The following is a 22,945-nucleotide window of genomic DNA, read 5'->3' on the forward strand; positions in this document are numbered from 1 at the left end:
CTCGGGCGCGTAGGCCGGGCGGTCCAGGCCGCCGCACAGCAGCGTGGCGCCTTCCTTGGGGCCCAGCTCGATGTAGCGGCGCACCTTGGCCAGGTGGGCGGGGCTGATCATGGGGCCCACGATGGTTTTTTCGTCCAGCGGGTCGCCCACGGTGATGCGGCGGGCGCGCTCGGCGAACTTCTGCGCAAAGTCGGCGTAGATCGACTTTTGCACCAGGATGCGGCTGCCGGCGGTGCAGCGCTCGCCGTTGTTGCTGAAGATCATGAACACGGCGGCGTCCAGGGCGCGGTCCAGGTCGGCGTCGGCAAAGATCACGAAGGGGCTCTTGCCGCCCAGCTCCATGCTGAATTTCTTGAGGCCCGCGCTTTGCACGATGCGGTTGCCGGTGGCGGTGGAGCCGGTGAAGCTGATGGCGCGTACATCGGGGTGGCTGCACAGGGGTTCACCGGCCTGCTGGCCATAGCCGTGCACGATGTTGAGCACGCCGGCGGGGATGCCGGCCTCCAGGGCCAGCTCGCCCAGGCGGGCGGCGGACAGGGGGGAGAGCTCGCTCATCTTGAGCACGGCGGTGTTGCCGAAGGCCAGGCAGGGGGCCACCTTCCAGGTGGCGGTCATGAAGGGCACGTTCCAGGGGCTGATGAGGGCGCACACGCCCACGGGGTGGAACAGGGTGTAGTTGAGGTGGGTGGGGGTGGGGTAGGTGTGGCCGTCCACGCGGGTGCACATCTCGGCGAAGTAGCTGAAGTTGTCGGCCGCGCGGGGCACGAGCTGCTTGCCGGTTTGGGAGATGACTTGGCCGCAATCGTTGGTCTCGGTCTGGGCGATCTCGGGCACGTGGCGGGTGATGAGCTCGCCGAGTTTGCGCATGAGCTTGGCGCGCTCGGTGGTGGGCAGGCCGGCCCATTGGGGGAAGGCGGCCTTGGCGGCGGCCACGGCGGCGTGGACTTCGGCCTCGCCGCCGCTGGCGACTTCGGCCAGCACCTCCTGGGTGGCGGGGTTGATGGTTTCGAAGGTGTCGCGGCCGGCGACGCTCTGGCCGTTGATCAGGTGCTGGATCTGTTGCATGGGGCTCAACCTTGTCGAATGAAGTTGTGGAGTTCGCCGATGGCTTCGATGGTGGTCACGATCTCGGCGCCTGGGGGGCAGTCGACCACCCCATCGGGGGTGCCCGTCAGGATCAGGTCGCCGGGCGAGAGCGTCATGAAGGCGCTGAAGTACTCGATCAGATAGGGCACGTCGAACACCATGTCGCGGGTGTTGCCGCGCTGGGTGATCTGGCCGTCCACCGTGGTCTGCAAGGCCAGGTTCATGGGGCCACCGGGGCGGGCGTGGATGTCGGCCGCGTCCACCAGCCAGGGACCCAGCGGGGTGCAGGTGTCGCGGTTCTTCACGCGCAGGTTGGGGCGATACCAGTTCTCCAGGTAGTCGCGTATCGCGTAATCGTTGGCCACGGTGTAGCCCTGCACGTAGTCGTAGGCGTCGGCGCGCTTCACGTGGCGTGCCGTGCGGCCGATCACCACCGCCAGCTCGCATTCGTAGTGCATGAACTTGACGCCTGCCGGGCGCACGGTGTGCTGCCGGTGGCCGATCAGGCTGGCCTCGCCCTTGATGAAGGCCAGGGGCTCTTCGGGCGGCTTGAACGCCAGCTCTTTGGCGTGGTCGGCGTAGTTGAGCCCCAGCGCAAAAATGCTGCGCGCCCGCGACACCGGTGCCAGCGGCGGCAGCCATTGAACGGCCTCGAAGGGCACGCGCTGACCCTCGTCCAGGCGCAGCGCGCCCTCGTCTTCCACTGCGTGCAGCGGGCCGCGCTCGGGGGCGTTGTTGAGCAGGATGCGGGCGTGCTTCATGCCAGGGCCTCGGTGCGGATGTGGTGGGTCAGGGGCGCCAGGCCCGGGGCGGTGAGCGTGACGGTGTCACCCGGCTGAAGCAGGGGGCGGTGGCCGTCGGGGCCGACATCGCAGCCCAGCATCAGCACATCGCCGGGGCGCAGCGTCATGAAGGCGTTGACCTCGGCCAGCAGGGTGGCGGCCGGGCGCATCAGCTGCGACAGCGCCACCGTCTGGCGCAGGGCGCCGTTCACATGGACTTGCAACTGCAGCGCAGCCAGGTCGGCGAGGGCGGTGAGCGGTACGGTCTGCCCGGGCGTGCCCAGAAAGCCGTCGCGGCAGCGGAACTTGACCGGCGGGCGAAAGTAGCTGGCATGGGGCAGGCTGAAGTCATTGAGCAGCGCACAGGCCACCGGGCCCTGCTCGCCCATCACCAGGCCGATCGTGGCGCCGGCCTCCACGCCGGCCACCCCGGGGGGCAGGGCCACCTGGCCGCCATCGGGGTTCCAGGTGTTGGCGGTCTTCACGTACAGCACCGGGGCTTGCGGGGGGGCCTTGTAGGGAGCCTCGTGCATGCGGGGCTGCCACTGCTCGTATTCGCGGCGGAAGTTCAGCAGCGCGCCATAGACGGTGCCTGCGGGTTGCCAGGGGGCGGGGCTCATGGTTGCTCCAGTTCGATCAGGGTGTCGAGCAGCTGGTAGAGCTGCAGCAGCTTGTCTTTGCCCAGGGTCTGTTCCATCCACTGGTAGTGGGCCTCGATGGTGAAAGACAGCGTCTCCACCAGGCGCAGGCCCTTGTCGGTGGCCTGCACCGCGGTGCGGCGGGCGTCGTCGGGGTCACGCTGGCGCTGGATCAGGCCGTCGCGCTCCATGCGCGTCAACACCCCGGTCAGGCTGGGCCCGAGGATGAAGGCCTCTCGCGCCACCCGCCCCGTCTCGACCACGCCATGCTCGCCCAGCACCCGCAGCACCCGCCATTGCTGGTCCGACAGTCCATGCTGGCGCAGGTTGGGCCGGGTGTGCGCCATCACCGCCTCGCGCGCCTGCAGCAACAGGCGCGGCAGGTTGCGGTGGGCAAATGGCTGGATCGTGGGCGGGACGGGGGGCAGGGGTGGGGGGCTCATTTATTTAACATGTTAAATGTTTGATGGATGAAGAGCCCTTGGTGAAAACCCCTGGACTCACGGCTGCGTTGCCCGATGCGGCCGAGCCTGGCGGGCAACTTGTGCGACAGTGCATGCCGCGGCGCCCAGCGCCTGCTGCCGCCGCCAGTCCATTCCACCCTCAGCCCGGAACAACGAGGAGCCCTGTCTCATGAGCGTGTCTTCTGCCCCCTACCTCGGCGGCTGCCTGTGCGGCCAAATCCGTTTTCGCATCGCGGCTGAACCCGGCGCCGCCCGCATCTGCTGGTGCCGCGACTGCCAGCGCATTGCCTCCAATGGCACCGCCAACGTGATGTTTGCCAGCGACGCCATGGAGATCAGCGGCAGCCCTGGCCGGTTTGACAAGCCGGCCGACAGTGGCAACACCGTCACGCGCCGTTTCTGCACCCACTGCGGCACCCAGCTGTTCTCAGACTCCAGCGGCCGTCCCGGCCTGACGGTGGTGCGCATTGGCACCCTGGACGAGCCCTCGCGCATCCAGCCCACCGCCAACATCTGGACTGCCAGCGCCCCTGCCTGGGCCTGCCTGGACGAGGCGCTGGAGGGGTTCAGTGCGGCAGCCCCAGCCGCCCCGGCGGGGCGCTGAGCCGCCCGCGCCACGCCCCCCCCCCCAGGGCTGATGGCCCCGCACGACGCCCGGAGAGCGCCATCACTACACTGGGCGGTCGTCTTCTTTTTGTTTTTCAGGGCGGTCACGGCCGCCTGACACCGCACCCGCCTCATGCTTGCCCTCGACATGCGCAGTTTCAACCTGCTGGCCGCCTTGCAGTGCGCGGTGCTGGGCCTGGTGCTGATGGGCATGCAGCGCAACTTTCCGTCGCGCATCCATGGCCTGCGGCTGTGGGCCGTGGCGGCCTTGCTGGCCTTGGGCTCGACCGTGTTCTATGGCTTGCTGGGCGTGCTGCCCGCCACCCTGGTCGGCCTGGCCGGCAATGGCCTGCTGCTGGCTTGCACCGTGTGCCTGCTGGCGGGCACACGCGATTTCTTCGGCCTGTCCTGGCGCTGGGGCCCCTGGGTGGCGCTGTGTGGCTTGTGCCTGTTCGGTCTGTGGGTGTTTTTTGACCTCTGGCCCGACTACCGGCCCCGCATGCTGATCTTCGGCCTGGTCATGGCCCTGATCTGCGCGGCCCACACCCGCACCTTGTACCGCCACGGTCGCGGCTTTGCCTCGCGGGTGATGATGATCGCCATGGCCTGGCAGACCCTGGTGCTGTTGGCCCGGGGTCTGTCCACCTACTGGGTGGATTTGCCCACCACCCAGCGCTTCGACCCCGGCTCACCCATCCACACCGTGTTCGTGGCCACCTTCAGCTTCACCATCCTGATGGTGCTGGTCGGCGCCCAGCTCATGGCCAGCGAACGGGTGCGGCAGGAGTTCGAGCACCTGGCCCGCCACGACGAGCTGACCCATCTGTTCAACCGCCGCGCCATCCTGGAGCTGGTGGGGCAGGAGCACGATCGTTTTCGGCGCCTGGGCCAACCCTATGCCCTGTTGCTGCTCGACCTCGACCACTTCAAACGCATCAACGACACCTTGGGCCACCAGGCCGGCGACCGCACCCTGCGCCGCGTGGCCGATGAGGTGCAGCAGGCGCTGCGCGCCACCGACCACCTGGGCCGCTATGGCGGCGAAGAATTTCTGGCCCTGCTGCCCGCCAGCGACCCGGCCTCGGCCCACGCCCTGGCCGAACGCTTGCGCGCCCGCGTCGAGGCCCTGCCCCCGGGGCCCGACAACACCCCGGCCTGCAGCGTCTCGATCGGCATTGCCACCGTGCTGCCCACCGACACCGAGTGGGACACCGTGCTCACCCGTGCCGACCAGGCCCTGTACCTGGCCAAGGCGGCAGGGCGCAACCGGGTGGCTGCCTGAACCCTCCGATCCATCCTCGCATCACCCCCACAGCCCATGCCGACCCCCTACAGCTTTCTGGACGACTACAGCGAAGGCGCCCACCCCGAGATCCTGCGCGCCCTGGTCGAATCCAACCTCGTACAGCAAGCTCCCTACGGCATCGACACCTTCACCGCCGAGGCCATCGCCCGCATCCAGGCCCGCGTGGGCCCCGGCTTTGAGGGCGACATCCACTTTGTGGCCAGCGGCACACTGGCCAACCTGATTTCGATCGCGGCCTGCCTGCGCCCGCACGAGGCCGTCATCACCGCCCAATCGGGCCACATCGTGGGGCGCGAGGCCGGTGCCATCGAGGCCACCGGGCACAAGCTGATCACCGTGCCCGCGGTGGACGGCAAGCTCACCCCCGCCCACATCGAGAGCGCGCTGGCCGCCAACGCCCACTTCCCCCACATGGCCCGGCCCCGGCTGCTGTACCTGTCCAACGCCACCGAGATCGGCACCGTCTACACCCTGGCCGAGCTGCAAGCCCTCTCGGCCCTGGCCCGGCAGCGCGGCCTCATTCTTTTCGTCGACGGCGCGCGCCTGGGCGCCGCCCTGGCCTCGCCCCACAGCGATGTCACCCTGGCCGACATCGCCGCCCTGGCTGATCTGTTCTGGATCGGCGGCACCAAGGCCGGCGCCCTGCTGGGCGAGGCCATCGTGGTCTGCCACCCCGCGCTGAAGCCCGACTTCGCCATCCACATCAAGCAGCGCGGCGGCCTGTTGGCCAAGGGCCGGCTGCTGGGCACCCAGTTCAAGGTGCTGTTCGATCAAGCCGAGGGTGAAGGCGAGATCGACCTCTACACCGCGCTGGCCCGCCGAGCCAACGCCCTGGCCGCCCGACTGGCCGCCGGCATCGTCGCCCAGGGCTACGCCCTCTCGGCCCGGGTCGAGACCAACCAGGTCTTTCCCATCCTGCCCGATGCGCTCATCGCCCGGCTGCAAGAGCGCTTCTCGTTCCACACCTGGGGCCCCGCGGCCGAGCCGCAGCATTCGGTGATCCGGCTGGTCACCTCGTGGGCCACGGAGGAGGGGCAGGTGGCGGGGTTTTTGGAGGCCTTGGAGGCTTGGGGCGGGCGGGCCCGATAAGCTGTTGGGCCATCAAGCATCGCCCACAGCTTGCCACGGGGGCATCTCGGTCAGCAGGTAGCGCGGCCGCCCGTGGCCAGGGTGACCTGAATCTGGACGGCCTGGTTCAGGTGCTTGTTGAGCTCATCCACATCGTGCAAGTGTGAAGACATCCTGCTCCGGATGATCTCCTGAGCGTTGGCAAGCCGGAATTCAAAGCTGCGGCTGACGGGCAGCACGTCCACGAACTCGCCACGCAACAGCTCCATGCGCTCTTGCGGTTGGTCTGCGCCCAGGCGGGCCAGGCTGCGGTGGATGGGGTCGACCTCGGCGGGTTGGGCTTCTACCGACTGCGCAGTCGGACCTCGTCGCTCATCCGCGTCAGTCTTGCCGTCAAAGGTGTTTTGGCCGGCATCCTGTGCACAGCCGCACGCTCGGCCGGCAGATGCAGGCGATCTTGCTCGTTCACGTGCATGCCTGCCTGACGGCAGAGGCGCACAAAGGCCGTCTTTGCAAATGATTGGCCGCAGAGCCTGAGCCGGGTCAGGGCGTAGCGACACGCAACTGGTTTCATACTGTCCTCCAAAGTTCGAGATAGGGGACCATGCCTAGGGGCATGACGGTCCTTGTGGAGGAAGGCCATCTAGCTTCAGTTGGGCGCTGCTTGCCCGGGTCAATGTCCGGTCTTGATCGGTGAGCCCGGTTCTGACGTGGTGCTTGGGCGGCAGAACATCGGGCTCAATGGGCGGGAGGCGTGTTCTATTGCCTCTCTGTGTGGGCATCAGGGTGATAGAAGCCGTTGACTCATTCTCGTGCTGGCTGTTTAGGGGCATGCCCGCCAGCGAATGGGGCAAATTGACCAGCAATGCAATATTCACGAATCACGAATACTGCCGATGGGCCTTATGTTGGCAAGGGGCCGCTGCAGCGGCTGCTCATCGCCAGGAGCATGCAATGGGCCGCACAACGATCACGCGGGCCTCCGTTCAAGCCAGTGCGAACTCTTCAATGCGGTGGCTGGCCTGTTCGTCTACCAAAATCACGCTTTCGGCCTGCAGATCACGTTGAATCTCGCTGAATGCAGCGTGGCGCTTGCCATCAGACTCCGGGGGGGCCGACACCGCAAACAAGACGTTTGGCGGCAAAAGGCTGTGCTTGCGCAGCAACCGAACCCGTTGAACCCAAGTCCCTCCGTGGTCATAGATGCCCATCGGCTCTCTTTGATTTAGATTGAAGGGCTTGATGATCTTGGAGATCTGCGTGCCCTGCCGCTGGACCAGGGGAAATCGCACGTACACATCCTGGTTGCCCACTTTCTCTGCCCGGAAAGGGCGCGGCAGCTCAAGCCCGCTGAGCAGCTGGCGAATGCGCTTTTCAATGGCTTGCTCGACATACTCTTGCGAGGCAAATGCGCGATCGACGTAGTGGTCAAATTGACGGGTCAGTTCAGCCGCTGGGTTGTCGGTCAGCACCACTTTGGTCGTGCTGAAGCGCACGATCGCTTCGCGTGGGTGGATCAGGCCGTCAAACACATGGCGAAGGTATTCCACCCGGCCAGATTCTGGTGCCGCTGCCACCACACCGGCAATGCGCTCCAACTCTGCCTTGATGAGTTGCATGGCGCGCAGGTACACATCCTTGGGCAACTCCTCGAAAAACCCCGTGATCCGCTTGTATCGACGGGTCTGCAGCTGAAACCCGAAGTATTGGGTACTGGGGCATATGAGCACCACCCCCACGTTCGCGAACTCACCTGTTTCGCTGTATGGCGTGAACTGAACCACGGCGTAGCGGCACGCAACTGGCTTCATACCGTCCTCCAAAGTTCAGAATCTGCAGCACATCGTGAAAGTACAGCCAAGGCACCTTTCAGGTCAAACTTGGCCGGAATGTCGAACTGAGAATTTTCCCACATCCACTCTTCCGGGGCCTGTTGGGTGGCTTGTGTGGCGGCAGGTAGTGCTTCGCATAGCCTTTGTTGATACTGAGCCATGGTGACCAAATCGCCGGTGAGCGGCTTCCATTGTCTAGAGAAGAGATGGCTTTCCAAAAAGCTATTTGAATCAAATGTGGGATCGAGCGCGTTGTTATGGTCGATCACCACAACCCCCTCCTGCATTGCATCCCACAGCAGGTTCGAGTTGCCTTTGACTCGGTCGGTGTTTCTGATCCACCAGTCGAAGACCAGGATATCCCGTTGTGCCGACTCTGGCACACGATCTGCGACACCCCATTCCAGCCACCCAGCGTTGGCGTGCTTGCGAGAGCCGAATGCGGGCAAATGCCCAATATCTTTTAGCTCACGTGGCAATTCCTGATGCAAGCATTCGTCAACCTGCACAAGCCTGAATGGCGGAATCGGCAGCCCGAAAGCCTGTGCAAGGTGCCCGCAAATCCACTCACGCCAAAGACTTGCCCTGTTGGTTTGTTGCCCTTTGACGTAATAAAGATGATCGTCTGCCCCTCGGCACAGATAAGGGCGTGCCTGCCCTTGTTCGCTGGAGCCTAGCACTTCAACAATCTGAACGATGGGAGCGTGATCTGGCATTGATTTACTCATCCCTTGGCACACAAGTCAGCATTTGCCTTGAATTTCGTCATCGAACTGTTGTGGGTTTGATGACGCAGGCAAGCCCCCTCGACGGGGACATTGCAGGTGAATTGTCATCCTAACGCGCCATGACCCACGTCTGCCGCGCACGCTCCCACAACGCCGCAGGTACCTCCTGCCCATACCAGTCCAGAAACCGCGCCCGGTGCGCCTGCCAGGGCTCGGCCAGTTGGGGGCGGGGGTCGTCGCTCAGGGCGTAGGCCATGCCTTCGATCAGCCACGTGGGCTTGAGCAACAGCAGCACTGATCCCAACTGCTCGGCCTGCAGCTGGTGGATCAGCTCGTGGCGCACATAGTGGGATCGCCAGGCCTTGGGCCCGATCACCGTGCCTAGGGTCCCCACCGTCACGGCAGACCGAGCCCCCAGGCCGAACTGCTCGGCACAGGTGGCTTGAGAGCAGAACACCAGCCGGGGCTGCGCCAGTTGCACCCCAAAGCGCTGCGCGATGAAATCACGGGCCTCGCGCTCCAGCTGCTGGGCTTGACCCAGGCGGGCTGCGTCGTCCACGCAGATCTGTGCCACACAGCTCACGTCGTTGAGCCCCGGCAGCGCCACGCGCACCGGCTTCACGATGAACCAGGCCAGCACTGGCAGCACCAGGATGAAGAGCAGCAGGCGCCGCAGCAGGGGGTGAGGGTGGAGCGGGGCATGGCCTTGATTGTGTTTGAATCCTTGGCGCTAGGCCGCGACACGCGCCTTGATTGGCGCTTGGCCAGCAGGCTTCGCGCCGATGAGATCAGTGTTGACACGCCCTGGCGTTGTTGAACGCATGAAGACGTTCGTCAGTGGCCCCTGTCCATTCAGGGGGTGACAGATGCCCGTTGCGGAGCGGCTGCTCGATGGCGGCTTCGGCGTTCTGCTTTGGACCACCGGTCTGTTCAGGCGATGGATGCATCACGGTGCAGGTCTAGGGGCGGATAGGGTGCATTCATTGCACTCTTTCAATGTCATGCCTACACTGCTCCGTCTAGCCAATGGCAACGTGACGATGTATGCCGCCGACCACCCCCCCCTCATTTTCATGTTCGCGCTCGTGATGGGCGCGAAGCGTTGGTGGTGATCTCGACCTTGGCTGTCTTTTCGGGGCATCTGGGGCAGCGCGAGCTGTCTGATGCTCTGAAATGGGCGGCTGAACATCGACCCCTCTTGCTGACGCGCTGGAAGGAGCTGAATCCATGAGTCATCCGCACTTCACCTTGCAGTCGGTGCAGGTCATCCCCCCTCATGGCCTGCAATTGCACTATGCCGACGGTCAGATCCTGACCTTGGATCTGAGCCCGGTGATCCGTCGTTATCCCAGCCTGGCCGCCTTGCAGGATCCGGCGGTGTTTGCCACGGCCGGCCTCGGGGATTGGGGGGGTAGCGTGATCTGGGGCCCGGACGATGCGCTCGAGCTGGCGGCAGACAACCTGCGGGCCCGGGCGATCGAGCAGGCGGGTGAGGCCTCGCATGAGTTCATCATCGAATGGATGGAGCGTCACCATCTGACCCTGGACCAGGCGGCGCAGGCGCTGGGCCTGTCGCGCCGCATGCTGGCCTATTACCGCAGTGGCGCCAGGCCGGTGCCGCGCCACGTGGCGCTGGCCTGTGTGGGCTTTTCTGCGCAGGCTGCGGCCCCGGCCTCTTTCGGCCCCACCTTCGCCGCGGCGCTATGACGGGGCTGCAGGCCTGACTGGGGGCAGTTCCATCCGGGCCACTGACCCGCACAGGCCCTGCGCCAGCCGATATAGTGGCCGCCTGTTCTCCAAGCCCCCTCCCCATGTCCCGAGAAAAAACCGTCTACACCTGCACCGAATGCGGCGGCACCAGTGCCAAGTGGTTGGGCAAGTGCCCGCAGTGCAATGCCTGGAACACCCTGGTCGAGTCGGTGGCCGAGGGCTCGGGCGCGGCCAGCAAGAACCGGCTGAGCACGCCGTCCTATTCGGGCTATGCGGGCTTGGCGCAGGCGGTCACGCCGCTGTCGGCCATCGAGGCGACCGAGGTGGCGCGCACGCCCAGCGGGCTGGAGGAGCTGGACCGGGTGCTGGGCGGCGGCATCGTGGAGGGCGGGGTGGTGCTGATCGGGGGCGACCCGGGCATTGGCAAGTCGACCCTGTTGCTGCAGGCGCTCGATGCGCTGCAGCGCAGCGGGCTGGAGACCCTGTACGTGACCGGTGAGGAAAGCGGCGCCCAGGTGGCGCTGCGCTCGCGCCGCCTGGGCCTGGACAACAGCCAGGTCAAGGTGATGGCCGAGATCCAGCTCGAAAAAATCCTGGCCACGGTCGAGGCGCGCCAGCCGGCGGTGGCGGTGATCGACTCGATCCAGACCATCTACAGCGACCAGCTCAGCTCGGCACCGGGCTCGGTGGCGCAGGTGCGCGAGTGTTCAGCCCACCTGACGCGCCTGGCCAAGGGCACAGGCATCGCCATCGTGCTGATCGGCCACGTCACCAAGGAGGGCGCGCTGGCCGGCCCGCGCGTGCTCGAGCACATGGTCGACACGGTGCTGTATTTCGAGGGCGACACCCATTCCACCCACCGCCTGGTGCGGGCCATCAAGAACCGCTTTGGCGCGGTCAACGAGATCGGCGTGTTTGCCATGACCGAGCGCGGCCTCAAGGGGGTGAGCAACCCCAGCGCGATCTTTTTGTCGCAGCACAGCCAGCCGGTGCCCGGCAGCTGTGTGCTGGTCACGCTGGAGGGCACGCGCCCGCTGCTGGTCGAGATCCAGGCCCTGGTCGACGGCGGCGGCCCCAGCCCGCGTCGCCTCAGCGTGGGCCTGGAGCGCGACCGCCTGGCCATGCTGCTGGCCGTGCTGCACCGACATGCCGGCGTGGCCTGCATGGACCAGGACGTGTTCGTCAACGCCGTGGGCGGGGTGCGCATCAGCGAGCCGGCGGCCGACCTGGCGGTGCTGCTGGCCATCACCTCGTCCTTGCGCGGCAAGGCCTTGCCCAAGGGCTTTCTGGCCTTTGGCGAAGTGGGCCTGGCCGGTGAGGTCCGCCCCGCGCCGCGCGGCCAGGAGCGGCTCAAAGAGGCCGCCAAGCTGGGCTTCAGCGTGGCGGTGGTGCCGCGGGCCAATGCGCCCAAGAAGCCCATCGAGGGCCTGACCGTGCACGCGGTCGAGCGGGTGGACGAGGCCATCGACCTGATCCGCCGCGAGTTCGAGTGAGCCCGAGCCTGCCGGAGCCCGCCCAGCGCCGCCCAGGCTGGCGCTACGCACAAGCCACAAGGCCCCGGGGCTCACGCTCATAGGACAATGCGCGCATGAATTTCAAGAAAATCCTGGTGCCCGTGGGTGGCATCCTGCTGGTGGCGATGTCGTACCGGGCCTATGGCCTGGGGGGCGTGGCGGTGGCCCTGGGGGGCGTGGTGATGTGGGTGCTGATGCACTACACCCGCCTCATGCAGGTGCTCAAGCGGGCCAACAACAATCCCATCGGTTATGTGGGTAGCGCGGTGATGCTCAACGCCAAGCTGCGCCCTGGCGTGCCCATGCTGCACGTGCTGGCATTGACGCGTGCCCTGGGCGAGCAGCTCTCGGCCAAGGATGAGCAGCCCGAGGTTTTCCGCTGGACCGATGGCTCCAAATCCCATGTGACGGCCGAATTCCTCAATGGCCGGCTGGTGAAATGGACGCTGTACCGCCCCCCTGTGAGTGAGGACGACGATTCCGATGCCGCGCCGGCCCCTTAAAATCGGGTTTTGACCTGCCCGGCGGTGTGCCGTGGCGGGGTTTTCGCATCAGCACGGCAAACACCCAAGGACACCAGCGCATGAGCACACTCGCCCCTTCAATGGCCGACCGCGACGGCAAGATCTGGATGGATGGCCAGATGGTGGACTGGCGCGACGCCAAGATCCACGTCCTGACCCACACCCTGCACTACGGCTGTGGCGCCTTCGAGGGGGTGCGCGCCTACAACACGGTCAACGGCACGGCCATCTTCCGCCTGGAAGACCACACCGAGCGCCTGTTCAACAGCGCCAAGATCCTGCGCATGAAGCTGCCCTTCAGCAAGGAAGAAGTCAACGAAGCCCAGAAAGCTGTGGTGCGTGAAAACAAGCTTGAAAGCTGCTATCTGCGCCCATTGACCTGGATCGGCTCGCAAAAGCTGGGCGTCAGCCCCAAAGGCAACACCATCCACCTGATGGTGGCCGCCTGGGCCTGGGGTGCTTACCTGGGCGAAGAGGGCCTGAAGCGCGGCATCCGCGTCAAGACCTCCAGCTACACCCGCCACCACGTCAACATCACCATGACGCAGGCCAAGGCGGTGAGCAACTACAGCAACTCGATTCTGGCCAACATGGAAGCCACCGACGACGGCTACGACGAAGCCCTGTTGCTGGATTCCTCGGGTTTTGTGTCCGAAGGTGCGGGCGAGAACATCTTCATCGTGAAGAACGGCGTGATCTACACCCCCGACCTGTCGGCTGGTGCCCTGAACGGCATCACCCGCAACACCGTGTTCCACATTGCCAAGGACCTGGGCCTGGAGATCGTGCAAAAGCGCATCACCCGCGACGAGGTCTACATTGCCGACGAAGCCTTCTTCACCGGCACAGCCGCCGAGGTCACCCCGATCCGCGAACTGGACCGCATCGAGATCGGCATCGGCTCGCGCGGGCCCATCACTGAAAAAATCCAGTCGGCGTTCTTCGACATCGTGAACGGCCGCAACCCCCAATACGCCCACTGGCTGAGCCCGGTCTGAGCGTCATTGCATTTCCATATTCCAAACAAGGGACCCCATGAGTAGCGCTGCTGTTGAATTGCTGGCCAAGGACCTCAACGCCCAGGGGGGCGTGTTCTGCCCCAACCCCAAGGCCGACATGAAGCTGTGGAACAGCCATCCGAAGGTCTATCTGGACGTGGCCCGCACCGGTGAGGCCAAGTGCCCGTATTGCGGCACGGTGTACCGCCTGAAGGCGGGCGAAGTGGTGTCGCATCACCACTGATGCCCTGGCGGCCCGCGGGCCCCACACCCCATCGTCTGGCATGAGCGCCCCGGAAACCGAGTTGCTGCTCGATGACCTGCTGGCCCAGGTCACCGTGCTGGTGGTGACCTACAACAGTGGCCACTGCCTGCCGGTGCTGGGGCAGGCACTGGCACGCCTGCCGCACGTCATCGTGGTGGACAACGCCAGCCAGGACGACACGCCCACCCAGGTGGCGCGCTGCCTGCCGGCGGCGCGCCTGCTGCGGCTGGAGGCCAACAAAGGTTATGGCGTGGCCAACAACGCCGGCCTGGCCCAGGTGGCCACGCCCTATGCGCTGCTGCTGAACCCCGACTGCGTGCTCACCCCCGAGGCGATTGGTGCGCTGGTGCGTGCCGCACGGCAATGGCCCGAGGCCAGCGTGCTGGTGCCGCAGCTGACCGACAGCGACGGACGCCTGCAGGTCAACTACAGCTGGCCGCGCCACGCCTGGAAGCCCCGCACCGGTGCCGCCGAAGGCCCGCTGGCCGTGGGCTATGCCTGTGCCGCCGTGATGCTGCTGAACATGGCGGCCATGGCCCCGGTGGGTTTTTTCGACCCCCGATTTTTCCTGTACTACGAGGACGAGGACCTGTGCCTGCGCGTGTTCCAGCGCCAGGGCCAGATCCTGGTGCTGCCCGACATCCGCGTCACCCACCTGTCGCGTGGCTCGGTGCGCGGGCCGCGGCCCTGGCGCTCGGAGTACTGGCGCGGCTACCACCATGCGCAGTCCAAGATCCGCTTCATGGCCAAGCACCTGGGGGCGGTGGCGGGGCGCCGGGCGCATCGGCGCCTGATGGCGTCGGCGGCCTTGAACGTGCTGGCCCGCGCCTTGCTGCTCTCGCCCAAGCATCTGGCGCGCGCCTGGGGCCGCCTGCGCGGCGTGTGGCAATTGCCGCCGCAGGCCTGAGGCCGTTCCCACTTTTCTTGAACCCACCATGTCGCAATCTTCCCCTGCTGTGCGTGCCGATCGGCCGACCCTGACCATCGGCGTACTGACCAAGAACGAGGCGCACCGCATCGAGAACTGCCTGCGCAGCGCTGCCTTTGCCGACCAGGTGGTGGTGGTGGACAGCGGCAGCACCGACGACACCGTGGCCATCGCCCGGCGCCTGGGCGCCGAGGTGCACCTGTACCCCGACTGGCAGGGCTTTGCCGTGCAGCGCACCCGGCTGCTGGCGCATGCCACGGGCGATTACCTGTTCTACCTGGACGCTGACGAAGTGGTCACGCCCGCGCTGCAGGCCGAGATCGAAGCCGCGGTGCGCTCCAATGAGCGCGCGGTGTGGCAGATCGAGTGGAGCGTGGTGGCCTACGGCCGCGAGCTCAAGCACTTTCTGTCGCAGTCGCGCCTGGACCGCATGTTCCGGCGCGACATGATCGAACGCTTTGACGGGGTGGTGCACGAGCACGCCGTGCTGCGCGATGGCGGCCAGCCCCTGCCGCGCCACGCCTTCAAGGCCAAGCTGTTGCATTACTCGCGCGAGACGGTGCGCGGCAGCCTGGAAAAGCTCACCCAGTACGCGATGCTGGGCGCCGCCAAGCGGGCCGCCGCCGGCAAGCGCGGGGGGGTGTTGCGTGGCATGGCCTCGGCCTTTGCCATCTTCTTGCGCCTGTATGTGTTCCGCCTGGGCTTCATGGGGGGCGGGCCGGGCTTTCTGTTTTGTTTCTTCATCGCCCTGGAGTGCTTCTTCCGCTATGCCGCGCTGTATTACGACCGCGACAGCCTGAGCCAATCGGTGGGGCGTTGAGCATGAACCAGGCGTCTCCCCACCCCGGTCGGCCTTCGCCGATCGAGGCGATGGCCCGGCAGGTCTGCACTCTGGCGGCCTTTTTGCTGCCGGCGCTGTCGCTGTGCCTGCCCAGCGGGTATTCGTGGGGGGCTGGCCTGTTGTTGCTGGCCGCCTTGGCCACCGCGCCACGCTGGTGGTGTCAGCCACTGCATTGGCCGCGGGCCCGCTGGCTGGTGGGGGTGTTGCTGTTCGTGGGCATCGACTGGTTGATCGATGCGCTCATCAGCCAGGGCAGTTGGCGCAGCCTGGACAAGCCCCTCAAGTACTTTCTGGCCTTGCCCTGCCTGTTTTTTGCGCTGCGCTTTCCGCCACGACCACGCGCCCTCTGGGCCGGCCTGGCCGTGGGGGCCAGCCTCAGTGGCGCGGTCGCGCTCTATCAATATGGGGTGCAGGGTGAGTGGCGGGCCGAAGGCTTCACCAATGCCATCCAGTACGGCAATCTGAGCCTGCTGATGGCCATGATGTGCCTGGTGGGGGCGGTCACCTGGCAACCCGGACCACGGGCTGGGCTGTGGCGGGCAGGACTGAGCCTGGGCGTGGGGCTGGGGCTGACCGCTTCGCTGCTGTCGCAGTCGCGCGGAGGTTGGCTGGCGTTGGCCTTTGCCTTGCCGGCTCTGGTGAGCCTGCTGCGGGGCCGTGTGCCAGGCCGGCGCCTGTTGGGTGCCCTGGCCGCGCTGGCTGTGTGCCTGGGCGTGCTGGTGACGGCCATGGGGCCCACGCTCAAGCAACGCCTGGAACAGGCCGTCAGCGAGGCGCGTCAGTACGAGGAATTGGGCACTTCCGAGAACTCGGTGGGCCAGCGGCTGGCGCACTGGCGCCTGGCCTGGAACATGGGCCTGCAAAAGCCCTTGCTGGGGTGGACCCTGGCCGGCTATGTGGAAGAGAAAAAGCGCCTGGTCGCTGCCGGCCAGGCCCCGGCCGAGGTGCTGAAGTACGGCCATGCCCACAACGAGTTCCTGGACGTGTTTGCCAAGCGCGGCCTGCTGGGCCTGTCTTCGGTGCTGGCGCTGTACGGCGTGGTGCTGTGGCTGTTCTGGCCGCGGGCCGGCTGCCGCTTGCCGCCCGAACGCCACGCGCTGCAGCTTGCGGGCCTGATGCTGCCTTTGTGCTACCTGGGCTTTGGCCTGACCCAGGCCTTTTTGGGGCACAACAGCGGCACCATGTTCTACCTGTTCGTGAGCCTGCTGCTGTACGCCGCACTGCAGGCGCCCCCTGAAAACGAGGCCGCACCTGCGGCCCTGGCCTGAGGACGCCCGCCATGCATGTGCTGCTGGTCAACCATGCGCCGATCCCGGTGTTTGCCTATGGCGGCACCGAGCGCGTGATCTGGGACTTGGGCCGTGCCCTGGTGCAGAGGGGGCACCGGGTCAGCTACCTGGTGCCCGAGGGCTCGCACTGCGACTTTGCCCAGGTGCTGCCCATCCGCCCAGGCCTGTCCTGGGCCGAGCAGGTGCCGGCCGACGTGGACGTGGTGCATTTCCAGTTCAACCCCAAAGAGGACATCGGTCGGCCGTTTCTGGTGACCGAGCATGGCAACGGGCGTGATCCTGATCCGCTGGCGCTCAACACGGTGTTTGTCTCGCGCAACCATGCCGAGCGCCACGGCAGCCAGCGCTTTGTGCACAACGGGCTGGATTGGCAGGCCTATGGCCCGGTCGATTTCGAGCGGGCGCGCGGCCACCACCACTTTCTGGGCAAGGCGGCCTGGCGCGTCAAGAACGTCAAGGGTGCCATCCGCGTCGCCGCCCTGGCCGGGGTGGAGCTGGACGTGTTGGGTGGCACGCGGTTGAACCTGCGCCGCGGGTTTCGCTTCACCTGGTCGCCACGGGTGCATTTTTTCGGCATGGTGGGTGGTCAGCAGAAATTCGATCTGCTCAATGCGTCAAAAGGGCTGATCCTGCCGGTGCGCTGGCACGAACCCTTTGGCCTGGCAGTGATCGAGAGCCTGTACTTTGGCTGCCCGGTGTTTGCCACCCCCTATGGCGCGCTGCCCGAGCTGGTGCCCGAGGGCGGTGGCTGCCTCAGCAGCAGCGCTCGCGAGCTGGCCGATGCGGTGCGCGCCTGGCAGGGTGACCGCCACGCCTGCCACGCCCATGTGCTGGAGCGCTTCAGCGCCAGCGCCATGGCGCTGGGCTATCTGCAATGCTATGAGCAGGTGCTGGCCGGCGAGTCTTTGAATGCGCAGCGCCCGCACATGGCGGGCTCGGCCTTCGATCAGCCTTGGGTGGAATAGGGCCCCCACGCTCCCTCACTGCGTGTCTTTGCCTGGTGCGGCCGCGAGACGCGGACGCTCTTCACCCTGTCCAGCCCTGCGCAGGCAGGCCTGGAGCCGCAGGGCTCAGCCCCCCAAGGGGGTGGCAGCCCGCCTTGGGGCGGCCCGGCGCCGGCCTGACTTCTTCGTTTGAGGCCAGCTGAATTCAAAGGCTCGCCGCGGATGCTCTTTGCCCTGTCCAGCCCTGCGCGGGCGGGTCAACGCTCAGATGTTGTGCAGCCTGAGTGCCTGCTCGGCCATGCGCTGCAGCAGTTCGGCGGCGGGCGGGCAGTCGTGGATCAGGCCCACGGCTTCGCCCACGGTGGCGTGGGCGGCATTGAAGTCCCCTGCGGCCACGCCTTGGTCGTAGGTGGCCCGGGCCGCGGCCGGGTCGGAACGAAGCGCCTCGATGCGTGATTCCCACTGCCGGTGCAGCGGGTTGCGCAGGGCGCGAAAGTCATAGGGCGCGGGCCAGTTCTTGCGGCGCAGGATGTCAAACACCTCGGAGCGTGCCGTGCCGTCGCCCGTGCTGGTCTGCGCCTGGGCCTTGGCGCCGGCGGGGGCCAGGCTTTCGGCGCTGGCCCACAGGCGTGAGCCCACCAGGGCACCGTCTGCCCCCAGCGTCAGGGCGGCGGCCAGGCCGCGGCCATCGGCCACGCCGCCGGCGGCCAGCAGCAGGGTGGCGGGTGAATGCGCGGCCAGCCAGTCGGCCAGTTCAGGCACCAGGGTGAAGGTGGCACGCCCATTGAGCGAGTTCATGCCGTGGCCACCGGCCTCGGCGCCCTGTGCCACGATGACTTCGGCGCCGGCCTCCAGCGCCTGGGGCACCTGCTCCAGCCGCTGCACCTGGCAGATCAGGGGGATGCGGCGGGCCTGCAGGCGTGCGGCATAGGGACGCGGGTCGCCAAAGGACAGCATCAGGGCCCGGGGCAGGGCCTCGTCGGCCTGGTCCAGCAGCCAGTCCAGGGCCGAGGTGTCTTCATCGAGCTTCCAGGTGATGAAACCGCAGCCGATGCGGGCGTTGGCTTGCGCCGAAGCGCCCAGTTGCTGGGCCAGTGTGTATTCGCGCCGGGTCCAGTCCAGGTCGCCGTAGCCGCCGCCCACCAGGCCCAGGGCACCGGCCTGGGCGCAGGCCGCGCTCAGGGCGCCGCCCGAGGCCAGGGCCATGGGGGCCAGGGCCACCGGCAGGCGCAGGCCGAAGCGTTGGCTGAAACGGGTGCTCAACGCATCCGTCGGGAAGGGGGTGGGGGCAGCGGTGTTCATGGGGGCATTCTCGGTGGCGTGACAAATCGGGTCCAACGAATAAAAATGATCAAAACCATCGATTTAAGCGAACCATGGACTTTGCCGATCTGCAGACCTTCCGAGCCGTCGTCGACCATGGCGGCGTCACCGCCGCCGCCAGCCGCCTGCACCGGGTGCAGTCCAGCATTTCGGCGCGGCTGGGCGTGCTGGAGCGTGACTTGGGCTGTGCCTTGTTCGAGCGCACGGGCCGACGCCTGCAGCTCACGCCCGAGGGGCGGCACCTGTACGAACGCAGCGCTGCCCTGGTGCGTGACATGAGCGCCTTGCGCCAGGAGCTGGCCGGCACCGGCCAGGGGGCGGTGCTGCGCATCGGTTCGATGGAGAGCACGGCGGCCGTGCGACTGGCCCCCGTGCTGGCGCGCCTGCGCGAGCAGCAGCCCGGCATGCGGCTGGCGGTGCGCACCGGCACCACCGGGGCCATGTTGCAGGCCCTGGAGCAGCACGAGGTGGATGCCGCCCTGGTGGCCGGCCCGGCCGACCGGCCCGCCTTGCAGTGGCAGCCGGTCTACCGCGAAGACATGGTGCTGATCGCGCCCAGCGGGGGGGCCTTGGACCAGTCCACCTCCTTGGTCACCTTCAGCACCGGTTGTGCTTACCGCGACGTGGCCTTGGATTGGGCCCAGGCCCAGGGGCGGTCGGTGAGTGCCGGCATCGAGATCGGCTCGTACCACGCCCTGGTGGCGGCGGTGTCGGCCGGCATGGGCATGGGCCTGGTACCGGCCGCGGTGCTGCGGGGCCTGGACCAGCGCGGCCTGCAGGTGCAGGCCCTGCCCGAGCCCTGGGCGCAGCAGACCACCTGGCTGGTGACCCGACGGGGCCACCCTTCGGCGGCCTTGCGGGCCCTGGCCGAGGCGCTGCCCGAGGGGGCTTGAGCTCAGATCAGCGCTTTTGGCTGGCCTCGTACAGCGGCATGACCTTGGGCAGGTTGCGCTCGATGTCGGCGATGCGGGTCTTGCCCGAGGGGTGGGTGGAGAGGAACTGCGGCGGCGCGCCCTTGCTGGCGGCGCCCATCTTCTCCCACAGGGTGACGCCGGCGCGCGGGTCGAAGCCGGCCCGTGCCGCCAGCTCCATGCCCACCAGATCGGCCTCGGACTCGTCCTCGCGGCTGAATTCCAGGGTCAGCAACTGGGCACCGTACTGCGTCAAGGTCTGGCCCACCTGGCCAAAGCCCAGCACCTGGCTGAGCACGTTCACCCCGATGTTGGTGGCCGCCGATTTGCCCATGCGTTCGCGCGCGTGCTCGCGCAGCGCGTGGGCAATTTCGTGGCCCATCACCATGGCCACCTCGTCGTCAGTCAGCTTGAGCTGGTCCAGGATGCCGGTGTAGAAGGCGATCTTGCCGCCGGGCATGCAAAACGCGTTGATCTGCTTCGAGCCGATCAGGTTGACCTCCCAGCGCCACTCGCGCGCGCGCGGGTTCCAGGCATAGCTGAAAGGGATGATGCGGCGCGCGATGTTGCGCAGGCGCAGCACCTGGGGGTGGTTGTCACTGCCCAGCGCGTTCTTGGCCTGGGCCTCGCGCAGCATCTGGCCGTACTGCTGCACGGCGGCCTGTTCGACCTGGCTGGCCGACACCAGGCCGGTGAAGGCCGAGTTCTTGCCCACGGATTCACTCACGCCCTGGGCCTGCGCGGGGGCGGCCATTCCCACGGACAGGGCCAGTGCCAGGACCAGGGTGGACAACAGGGCAGGGCGGTGCCGGCGTGCCGGGCAAGGGGAGAGACGAGGCAGTGCGCGCTCAAGCATGGGCAAGGGATGTGTGCAGTGGACCAGCGCTTATTATTCCCGCATGAACCAAGCCAGCGCCAGCCCCGAGCCCACCCCCCGCAAGTCATGGCTGGAGACCCTGAAGGTCTACCTGGAGCCCGCCAGCGTGCGCATGCTGGCGCTGGGCTTTGCGGCCGGCCTGCCCCTGCTGCTGGTGCTGGGCACCCTGAGCTTTCGCCTGCGCGAGGCAGGGGTCGATCGCACCACCATCGGCTACCTGTCCTGGGTGGGCCTGGCCTATGCCTTCAAGTGGGCCTGGGCGCCGCTGGTGGACCGCATGCCCTTGCCCGGCCTCACGCACTGGCTGGGGCGCCGCCGCGGCTGGCTGTTGCTGTCGCAGCTGGCGGTCATGGGCGGCCTGGCCGGCATGGCGCTGACCGATCCGCAGCAGGACCTGCATGCCCTGGTCGTCTTTGCCCTGGTGGTGGCCTTCGGCTCGGCCACCCAGGACATCGCACTGGATGCCTTCCGCATCGAATCGGCCCCCAGCAATGAGCAGGCGGTGCTGGCGGCCTCCTACCAGACCGGTTACCGGCTGGCCATGATCTGGGCCGGTGCCGGCGTGCTGTGGGTGGCGGCACGGGCCGAGGCGCCGGGTGCCGACGCCTATCAGCACCTGGCCTGGCAGCGTGCCTACCTGGTGATGGCCGCCTCGATGGCGGTGGGCCTGATCACCGTGCTGCTGTCGGCCGAGCCGGTGCGCACCGCCTTGCCGCCGGCGCGCAATGCCCTGGAGTGGCTGCGCGGTGCGCTGGTCGACCCGTTCGCCGATTTTCTGCGCCGCTACCGCTGGCAGGCCGTGCTGATCCTGGGCCTGATCTCGATCTACCGCATCAGTGATGTGGTGATGGGCATCATGGCCAACCCCTTCTATGTGGACATGGGTTTCACCAAGGACGAGGTGGCGGCCGTCACCAAGGTCTATGGCGTGGTGATGACCCTGGCCGGGGCCTTCATCGGTGGCGCCCTGTCGCTGCGCCTGGGCGTGATGCGGGTGTTGATGCTGGGGGCCGTGCTCAGTGCGGCCAGCAACCTGCTGTTTGCCTGGCTGGGCACGCGCGGGCACGACGTGACGGGCCTGGTCTTCGTGGTGTCGGCCGACAACCTGGCCGGGGGCATTGCTTCGGCCGCTTTCATCGCCTACCTGTCCTCGCTGACCAACATCAGTTACTCGGCCACCCAGTACGCGCTGTTCAGCTCGATCATGCTGCTGCTGCCCAAATGGCTGGCCGGCTTTTCGGGGCGCTATGTCGACAGCTTCGGCTATGGCTCTTTCTTCACCAGCACCGCCTTGCTGGGGGTGCCGGTGCTGCTGCTGGTGGCGCTGGCGTCGCGCATCCCGATCCAGAGTCCCCAGAGCCCCCAGGGGGCTCGGGGCTGAATCCGTGTCTGCTGCCTGTGATGTTCTGTTTACTTTTCTTTACGGTCACTTCAATCGCCGCGTACAAGAAAAATTGATGATCTGTCAAGAAACTTTACACCGAAGCCTTGCATGAACACCCAGCTCCTGATGATTGAAGACGATGCCCGCCTGGCCCAGATGGTCGGCGAATACCTGGGCCAGTCCGGCTTTGCGGTCAGCCATGCCGCCACCGGCCATGCCGGTCTGGAGCAGTTGCAAAGCCAGGTCAGCAGCCCCGACCTGGTGGTGCTGGACCTGATGCTGCCCGACCTGGACGGCCTGGAGATCTGCCGCCGCATCCGTTCGCTGCAAGGGCCGCAGGCCCAGACCCCGATCCTGATGCTGACGGCCAAGGGCGACCCCATGGACCGCATCATCGGGCTGGAGCTGGGCGCCGACGACTACCTGCCCAAGCCTTTCGAGCCGCGCGAACTGCTGGCGCGCATCCGTGCCATCCTGCGCCGCAAGGGCGACCAGCCTGGCGCACCCTCGCAGGTGATGCGTTTCGGCTCGCTGGAGATCGACCGCGACGCGCGCAGCGTCACCGTGGCGGGCGAACCCTGCGAGCTGACCTCTTACCAGTTCGACCTGCTGATCACGCTGGCCGAGCGTGCCGGCCGGGTGCTGACCCGCGACCAGATCATGGAAGCGGTGCGCGGCCGCGAGCTGGAAGCCTTTGATCGCTCCATCGACGTGCACATGGGGCGCATCCGCCTGGCCATCGAGGCCGATCCCAAGTCGCCCAAGCGCATCCTCACCGTGCGGGGTGTCGGCTACGTCTTTGCCAAGCAACAGGACTGATCTTGTCCACACCTCCACCCCTGGCGGCTTCGCCCAGTGCCTTCACCGGCTCCCCTTTGCAGCGCCTGACCCGGCGCTTGTATGTCCGCATCTGGCTGGCTGTGTTGC

Annotated in this window: 26 protein-coding genes; 16 read left to right on the plus strand and 10 right to left on the minus strand. The window is 66.8% G+C overall.

Going from position 1 to position 22,945, the window contains the following annotated elements; genetic code table 11:
- The 4 genes from AC07PT_RS24650 to hpaR form a co-directional block, all read right to left on the minus strand.
- The coding region (locus AC07PT_RS24650; RefSeq protein WP_494658460.1) for an aldehyde dehydrogenase family protein at nt 1-1,065 on the minus strand (1,065 nt) is incomplete at its 3' end.
- 5 nt (nt 1,066-1,070) lie between these two features.
- The gene (locus AC07PT_RS24655) at nt 1,071-1,847 is read right to left on the minus strand and encodes a fumarylacetoacetate hydrolase family protein (protein WP_492350116.1); all 777 of its coding nucleotides are present in this window, start codon (nt 1,845-1,847) and stop codon (nt 1,071-1,073) included.
- Complete coding sequence (locus AC07PT_RS24660; protein WP_494658461.1) at nt 1,844-2,488, minus strand: fumarylacetoacetate hydrolase family protein; 645 nt, start codon at nt 2,486-2,488, stop codon at nt 1,844-1,846. Before AC07PT_RS24660 ends, AC07PT_RS24655 begins: the two co-directional genes overlap by 4 nt.
- Complete coding sequence (hpaR, locus tag AC07PT_RS24665) at nt 2,485-2,949, minus strand: homoprotocatechuate degradation operon regulator HpaR (protein WP_494658462.1); 465 nt, start codon at nt 2,947-2,949, stop codon at nt 2,485-2,487. Before hpaR ends, AC07PT_RS24660 begins: the two co-directional genes overlap by 4 nt.
- Before the next feature lie 190 nt (nt 2,950-3,139).
- Between hpaR and AC07PT_RS24670 the strand changes: the two genes are divergently transcribed.
- From AC07PT_RS24670 to AC07PT_RS24680, 3 genes are all read left to right on the plus strand, one after another.
- The gene (locus AC07PT_RS24670) at nt 3,140-3,574 is read left to right on the plus strand and encodes a GFA family protein (RefSeq protein WP_494658463.1); all 435 of its coding nucleotides are present in this window, start codon (nt 3,140-3,142) and stop codon (nt 3,572-3,574) included.
- A 135-nt stretch (nt 3,575-3,709) separates the two neighbouring features.
- On the plus strand, nt 3,710-4,858 hold the full coding sequence (locus AC07PT_RS24675; protein WP_494658464.1) for a GGDEF domain-containing protein: 1,149 nt from the start codon (nt 3,710-3,712) through the stop codon (nt 4,856-4,858).
- A 36-nt stretch (nt 4,859-4,894) separates the two neighbouring features.
- The gene (locus AC07PT_RS24680) at nt 4,895-5,971 is read left to right on the plus strand and encodes a threonine aldolase family protein (protein ID WP_494658465.1); all 1,077 of its coding nucleotides are present in this window, start codon (nt 4,895-4,897) and stop codon (nt 5,969-5,971) included.
- 50 nt (nt 5,972-6,021) lie between these two features.
- Here AC07PT_RS24680 and AC07PT_RS24685 read toward each other — a convergent pair whose 3' ends face one another.
- The 4 genes from AC07PT_RS24685 to AC07PT_RS24700 all read right to left on the minus strand — a co-directional run bounded on the left by AC07PT_RS24685 (nt 6,022) and on the right by AC07PT_RS24700 (nt 9,150).
- The gene (locus AC07PT_RS24685) at nt 6,022-6,219 is read right to left on the minus strand and encodes a hypothetical protein (RefSeq protein WP_494658466.1); all 198 of its coding nucleotides are present in this window, start codon (nt 6,217-6,219) and stop codon (nt 6,022-6,024) included.
- Between the two features lie 717 nt (nt 6,220-6,936).
- Nucleotides 6,937-7,761 (minus strand): DUF3037 domain-containing protein, encoded by an 825-nt coding sequence (locus tag AC07PT_RS24690; RefSeq protein ID WP_494658467.1) that lies wholly within the window; start codon nt 7,759-7,761, stop codon nt 6,937-6,939.
- Nucleotides 7,758-8,498 (minus strand): HipA family kinase, encoded by a 741-nt coding sequence (locus tag AC07PT_RS24695; RefSeq protein ID WP_494658468.1) that lies wholly within the window; start codon nt 8,496-8,498, stop codon nt 7,758-7,760. The genes AC07PT_RS24690 and AC07PT_RS24695 overlap by 4 nt, the downstream gene beginning before the upstream one ends.
- A 121-nt stretch (nt 8,499-8,619) precedes the next feature.
- The gene (locus AC07PT_RS24700) at nt 8,620-9,150 is read right to left on the minus strand and encodes a hypothetical protein (RefSeq protein ID WP_494658469.1); all 531 of its coding nucleotides are present in this window, start codon (nt 9,148-9,150) and stop codon (nt 8,620-8,622) included.
- Nucleotides 9,151-9,618: 468 nt separating this feature from the next.
- Between AC07PT_RS24700 and AC07PT_RS24705 the strand changes: the two genes are divergently transcribed.
- The 10 genes from AC07PT_RS24705 (at nt 9,619) to AC07PT_RS24750 (ending at nt 17,544) form a co-directional block, all read left to right on the plus strand.
- Complete coding sequence (locus AC07PT_RS24705; RefSeq protein ID WP_494658500.1) at nt 9,619-9,741, plus strand: DUF4160 domain-containing protein; 123 nt, start codon at nt 9,619-9,621, stop codon at nt 9,739-9,741.
- Entirely contained in the window at nt 9,738-10,217 is a 480-nt protein-coding gene (locus AC07PT_RS24710; protein ID WP_492350109.1) for a DUF2442 domain-containing protein, read from the plus strand. Before AC07PT_RS24705 ends, AC07PT_RS24710 begins: the two co-directional genes overlap by 4 nt.
- 104 nt (nt 10,218-10,321) lie before the next feature.
- Complete coding sequence (gene radA, locus AC07PT_RS24715; protein ID WP_492350108.1) at nt 10,322-11,713, plus strand: DNA repair protein RadA; 1,392 nt, start codon at nt 10,322-10,324, stop codon at nt 11,711-11,713.
- Between the two features lie 95 nt (nt 11,714-11,808).
- Nucleotides 11,809-12,237, plus strand: coding sequence for a glycerate kinase (locus tag AC07PT_RS24720; RefSeq protein WP_492350107.1), 429 nt, complete (start codon nt 11,809-11,811; stop codon nt 12,235-12,237).
- 80 nt (nt 12,238-12,317) lie between these two features.
- Nucleotides 12,318-13,256, plus strand: coding sequence for a branched-chain amino acid transaminase (locus AC07PT_RS24725; RefSeq protein WP_492350106.1), 939 nt, complete (start codon nt 12,318-12,320; stop codon nt 13,254-13,256).
- Nucleotides 13,257-13,293: 37 nt separating this feature from the next.
- Nucleotides 13,294-13,500 (plus strand): zinc-finger domain-containing protein, encoded by a 207-nt coding sequence (locus tag AC07PT_RS24730; RefSeq protein ID WP_492350105.1) that lies wholly within the window; start codon nt 13,294-13,296, stop codon nt 13,498-13,500.
- 40 nt (nt 13,501-13,540) lie between these two features.
- Complete coding sequence (locus AC07PT_RS24735; protein ID WP_492350104.1) at nt 13,541-14,428, plus strand: glycosyltransferase family 2 protein; 888 nt, start codon at nt 13,541-13,543, stop codon at nt 14,426-14,428.
- 28 nt (nt 14,429-14,456) lie between these two features.
- Nucleotides 14,457-15,269 (plus strand): glycosyltransferase family 2 protein, encoded by an 813-nt coding sequence (locus tag AC07PT_RS24740; RefSeq protein ID WP_492350103.1) that lies wholly within the window; start codon nt 14,457-14,459, stop codon nt 15,267-15,269.
- A gap of 2 nt (nt 15,270-15,271) precedes the next feature.
- A complete protein-coding gene (locus tag AC07PT_RS24745) occupies nt 15,272-16,558 on the plus strand; it encodes an O-antigen ligase family protein (RefSeq protein WP_494658470.1) in 1,287 nt (428 codons plus the stop codon).
- An 11-nt stretch (nt 16,559-16,569) separates the two neighbouring features.
- On the plus strand, nt 16,570-17,544 hold the full coding sequence (locus AC07PT_RS24750) for a glycosyltransferase (protein WP_494658471.1): 975 nt from the start codon (nt 16,570-16,572) through the stop codon (nt 17,542-17,544).
- 243 nt (nt 17,545-17,787) lie between these two features.
- Here AC07PT_RS24750 and AC07PT_RS24755 read toward each other — a convergent pair whose 3' ends face one another.
- Nucleotides 17,788-18,825, minus strand: a complete 1,038-nt coding sequence (locus AC07PT_RS24755; protein ID WP_494658472.1) for an NAD(P)H-dependent flavin oxidoreductase — start codon at nt 18,823-18,825, stop codon at nt 17,788-17,790.
- Between the two features lie 74 nt (nt 18,826-18,899).
- Between AC07PT_RS24755 and AC07PT_RS24760 the strand changes: the two genes are divergently transcribed.
- Nucleotides 18,900-19,739: a LysR family transcriptional regulator gene (locus AC07PT_RS24760; RefSeq protein ID WP_494658473.1), complete on the plus strand. Its 840-nt coding sequence runs from the start codon at nt 18,900-18,902 to the stop codon at nt 19,737-19,739.
- A 7-nt stretch (nt 19,740-19,746) separates the two neighbouring features.
- Here AC07PT_RS24760 and AC07PT_RS24765 read toward each other — a convergent pair whose 3' ends face one another.
- The gene (locus AC07PT_RS24765; protein WP_494658474.1) at nt 19,747-20,613 is read right to left on the minus strand and encodes a M48 family metallopeptidase; all 867 of its coding nucleotides are present in this window, start codon (nt 20,611-20,613) and stop codon (nt 19,747-19,749) included.
- A gap of 43 nt (nt 20,614-20,656) precedes the next feature.
- On the opposite strand from AC07PT_RS24765, the gene AC07PT_RS24770 reads away from it, so the two are divergent.
- Together AC07PT_RS24770 and AC07PT_RS24775 are read left to right on the plus strand one after the other, a co-directional pair.
- Entirely contained in the window at nt 20,657-22,015 is a 1,359-nt protein-coding gene (locus tag AC07PT_RS24770) for an AmpG family muropeptide MFS transporter (protein ID WP_494658475.1), read from the plus strand.
- Nucleotides 22,016-22,126: 111 nt separating this feature from the next.
- Nucleotides 22,127-22,837 (plus strand): response regulator, encoded by a 711-nt coding sequence (locus tag AC07PT_RS24775; protein ID WP_494658476.1) that lies wholly within the window; start codon nt 22,127-22,129, stop codon nt 22,835-22,837.
- Nucleotides 22,838-22,945: the final 108 nt, after the last annotated feature.

The sequence above is a fragment of the Curvibacter sp. GW821-FHT09D12 genome (assembly GCF_059416245.1).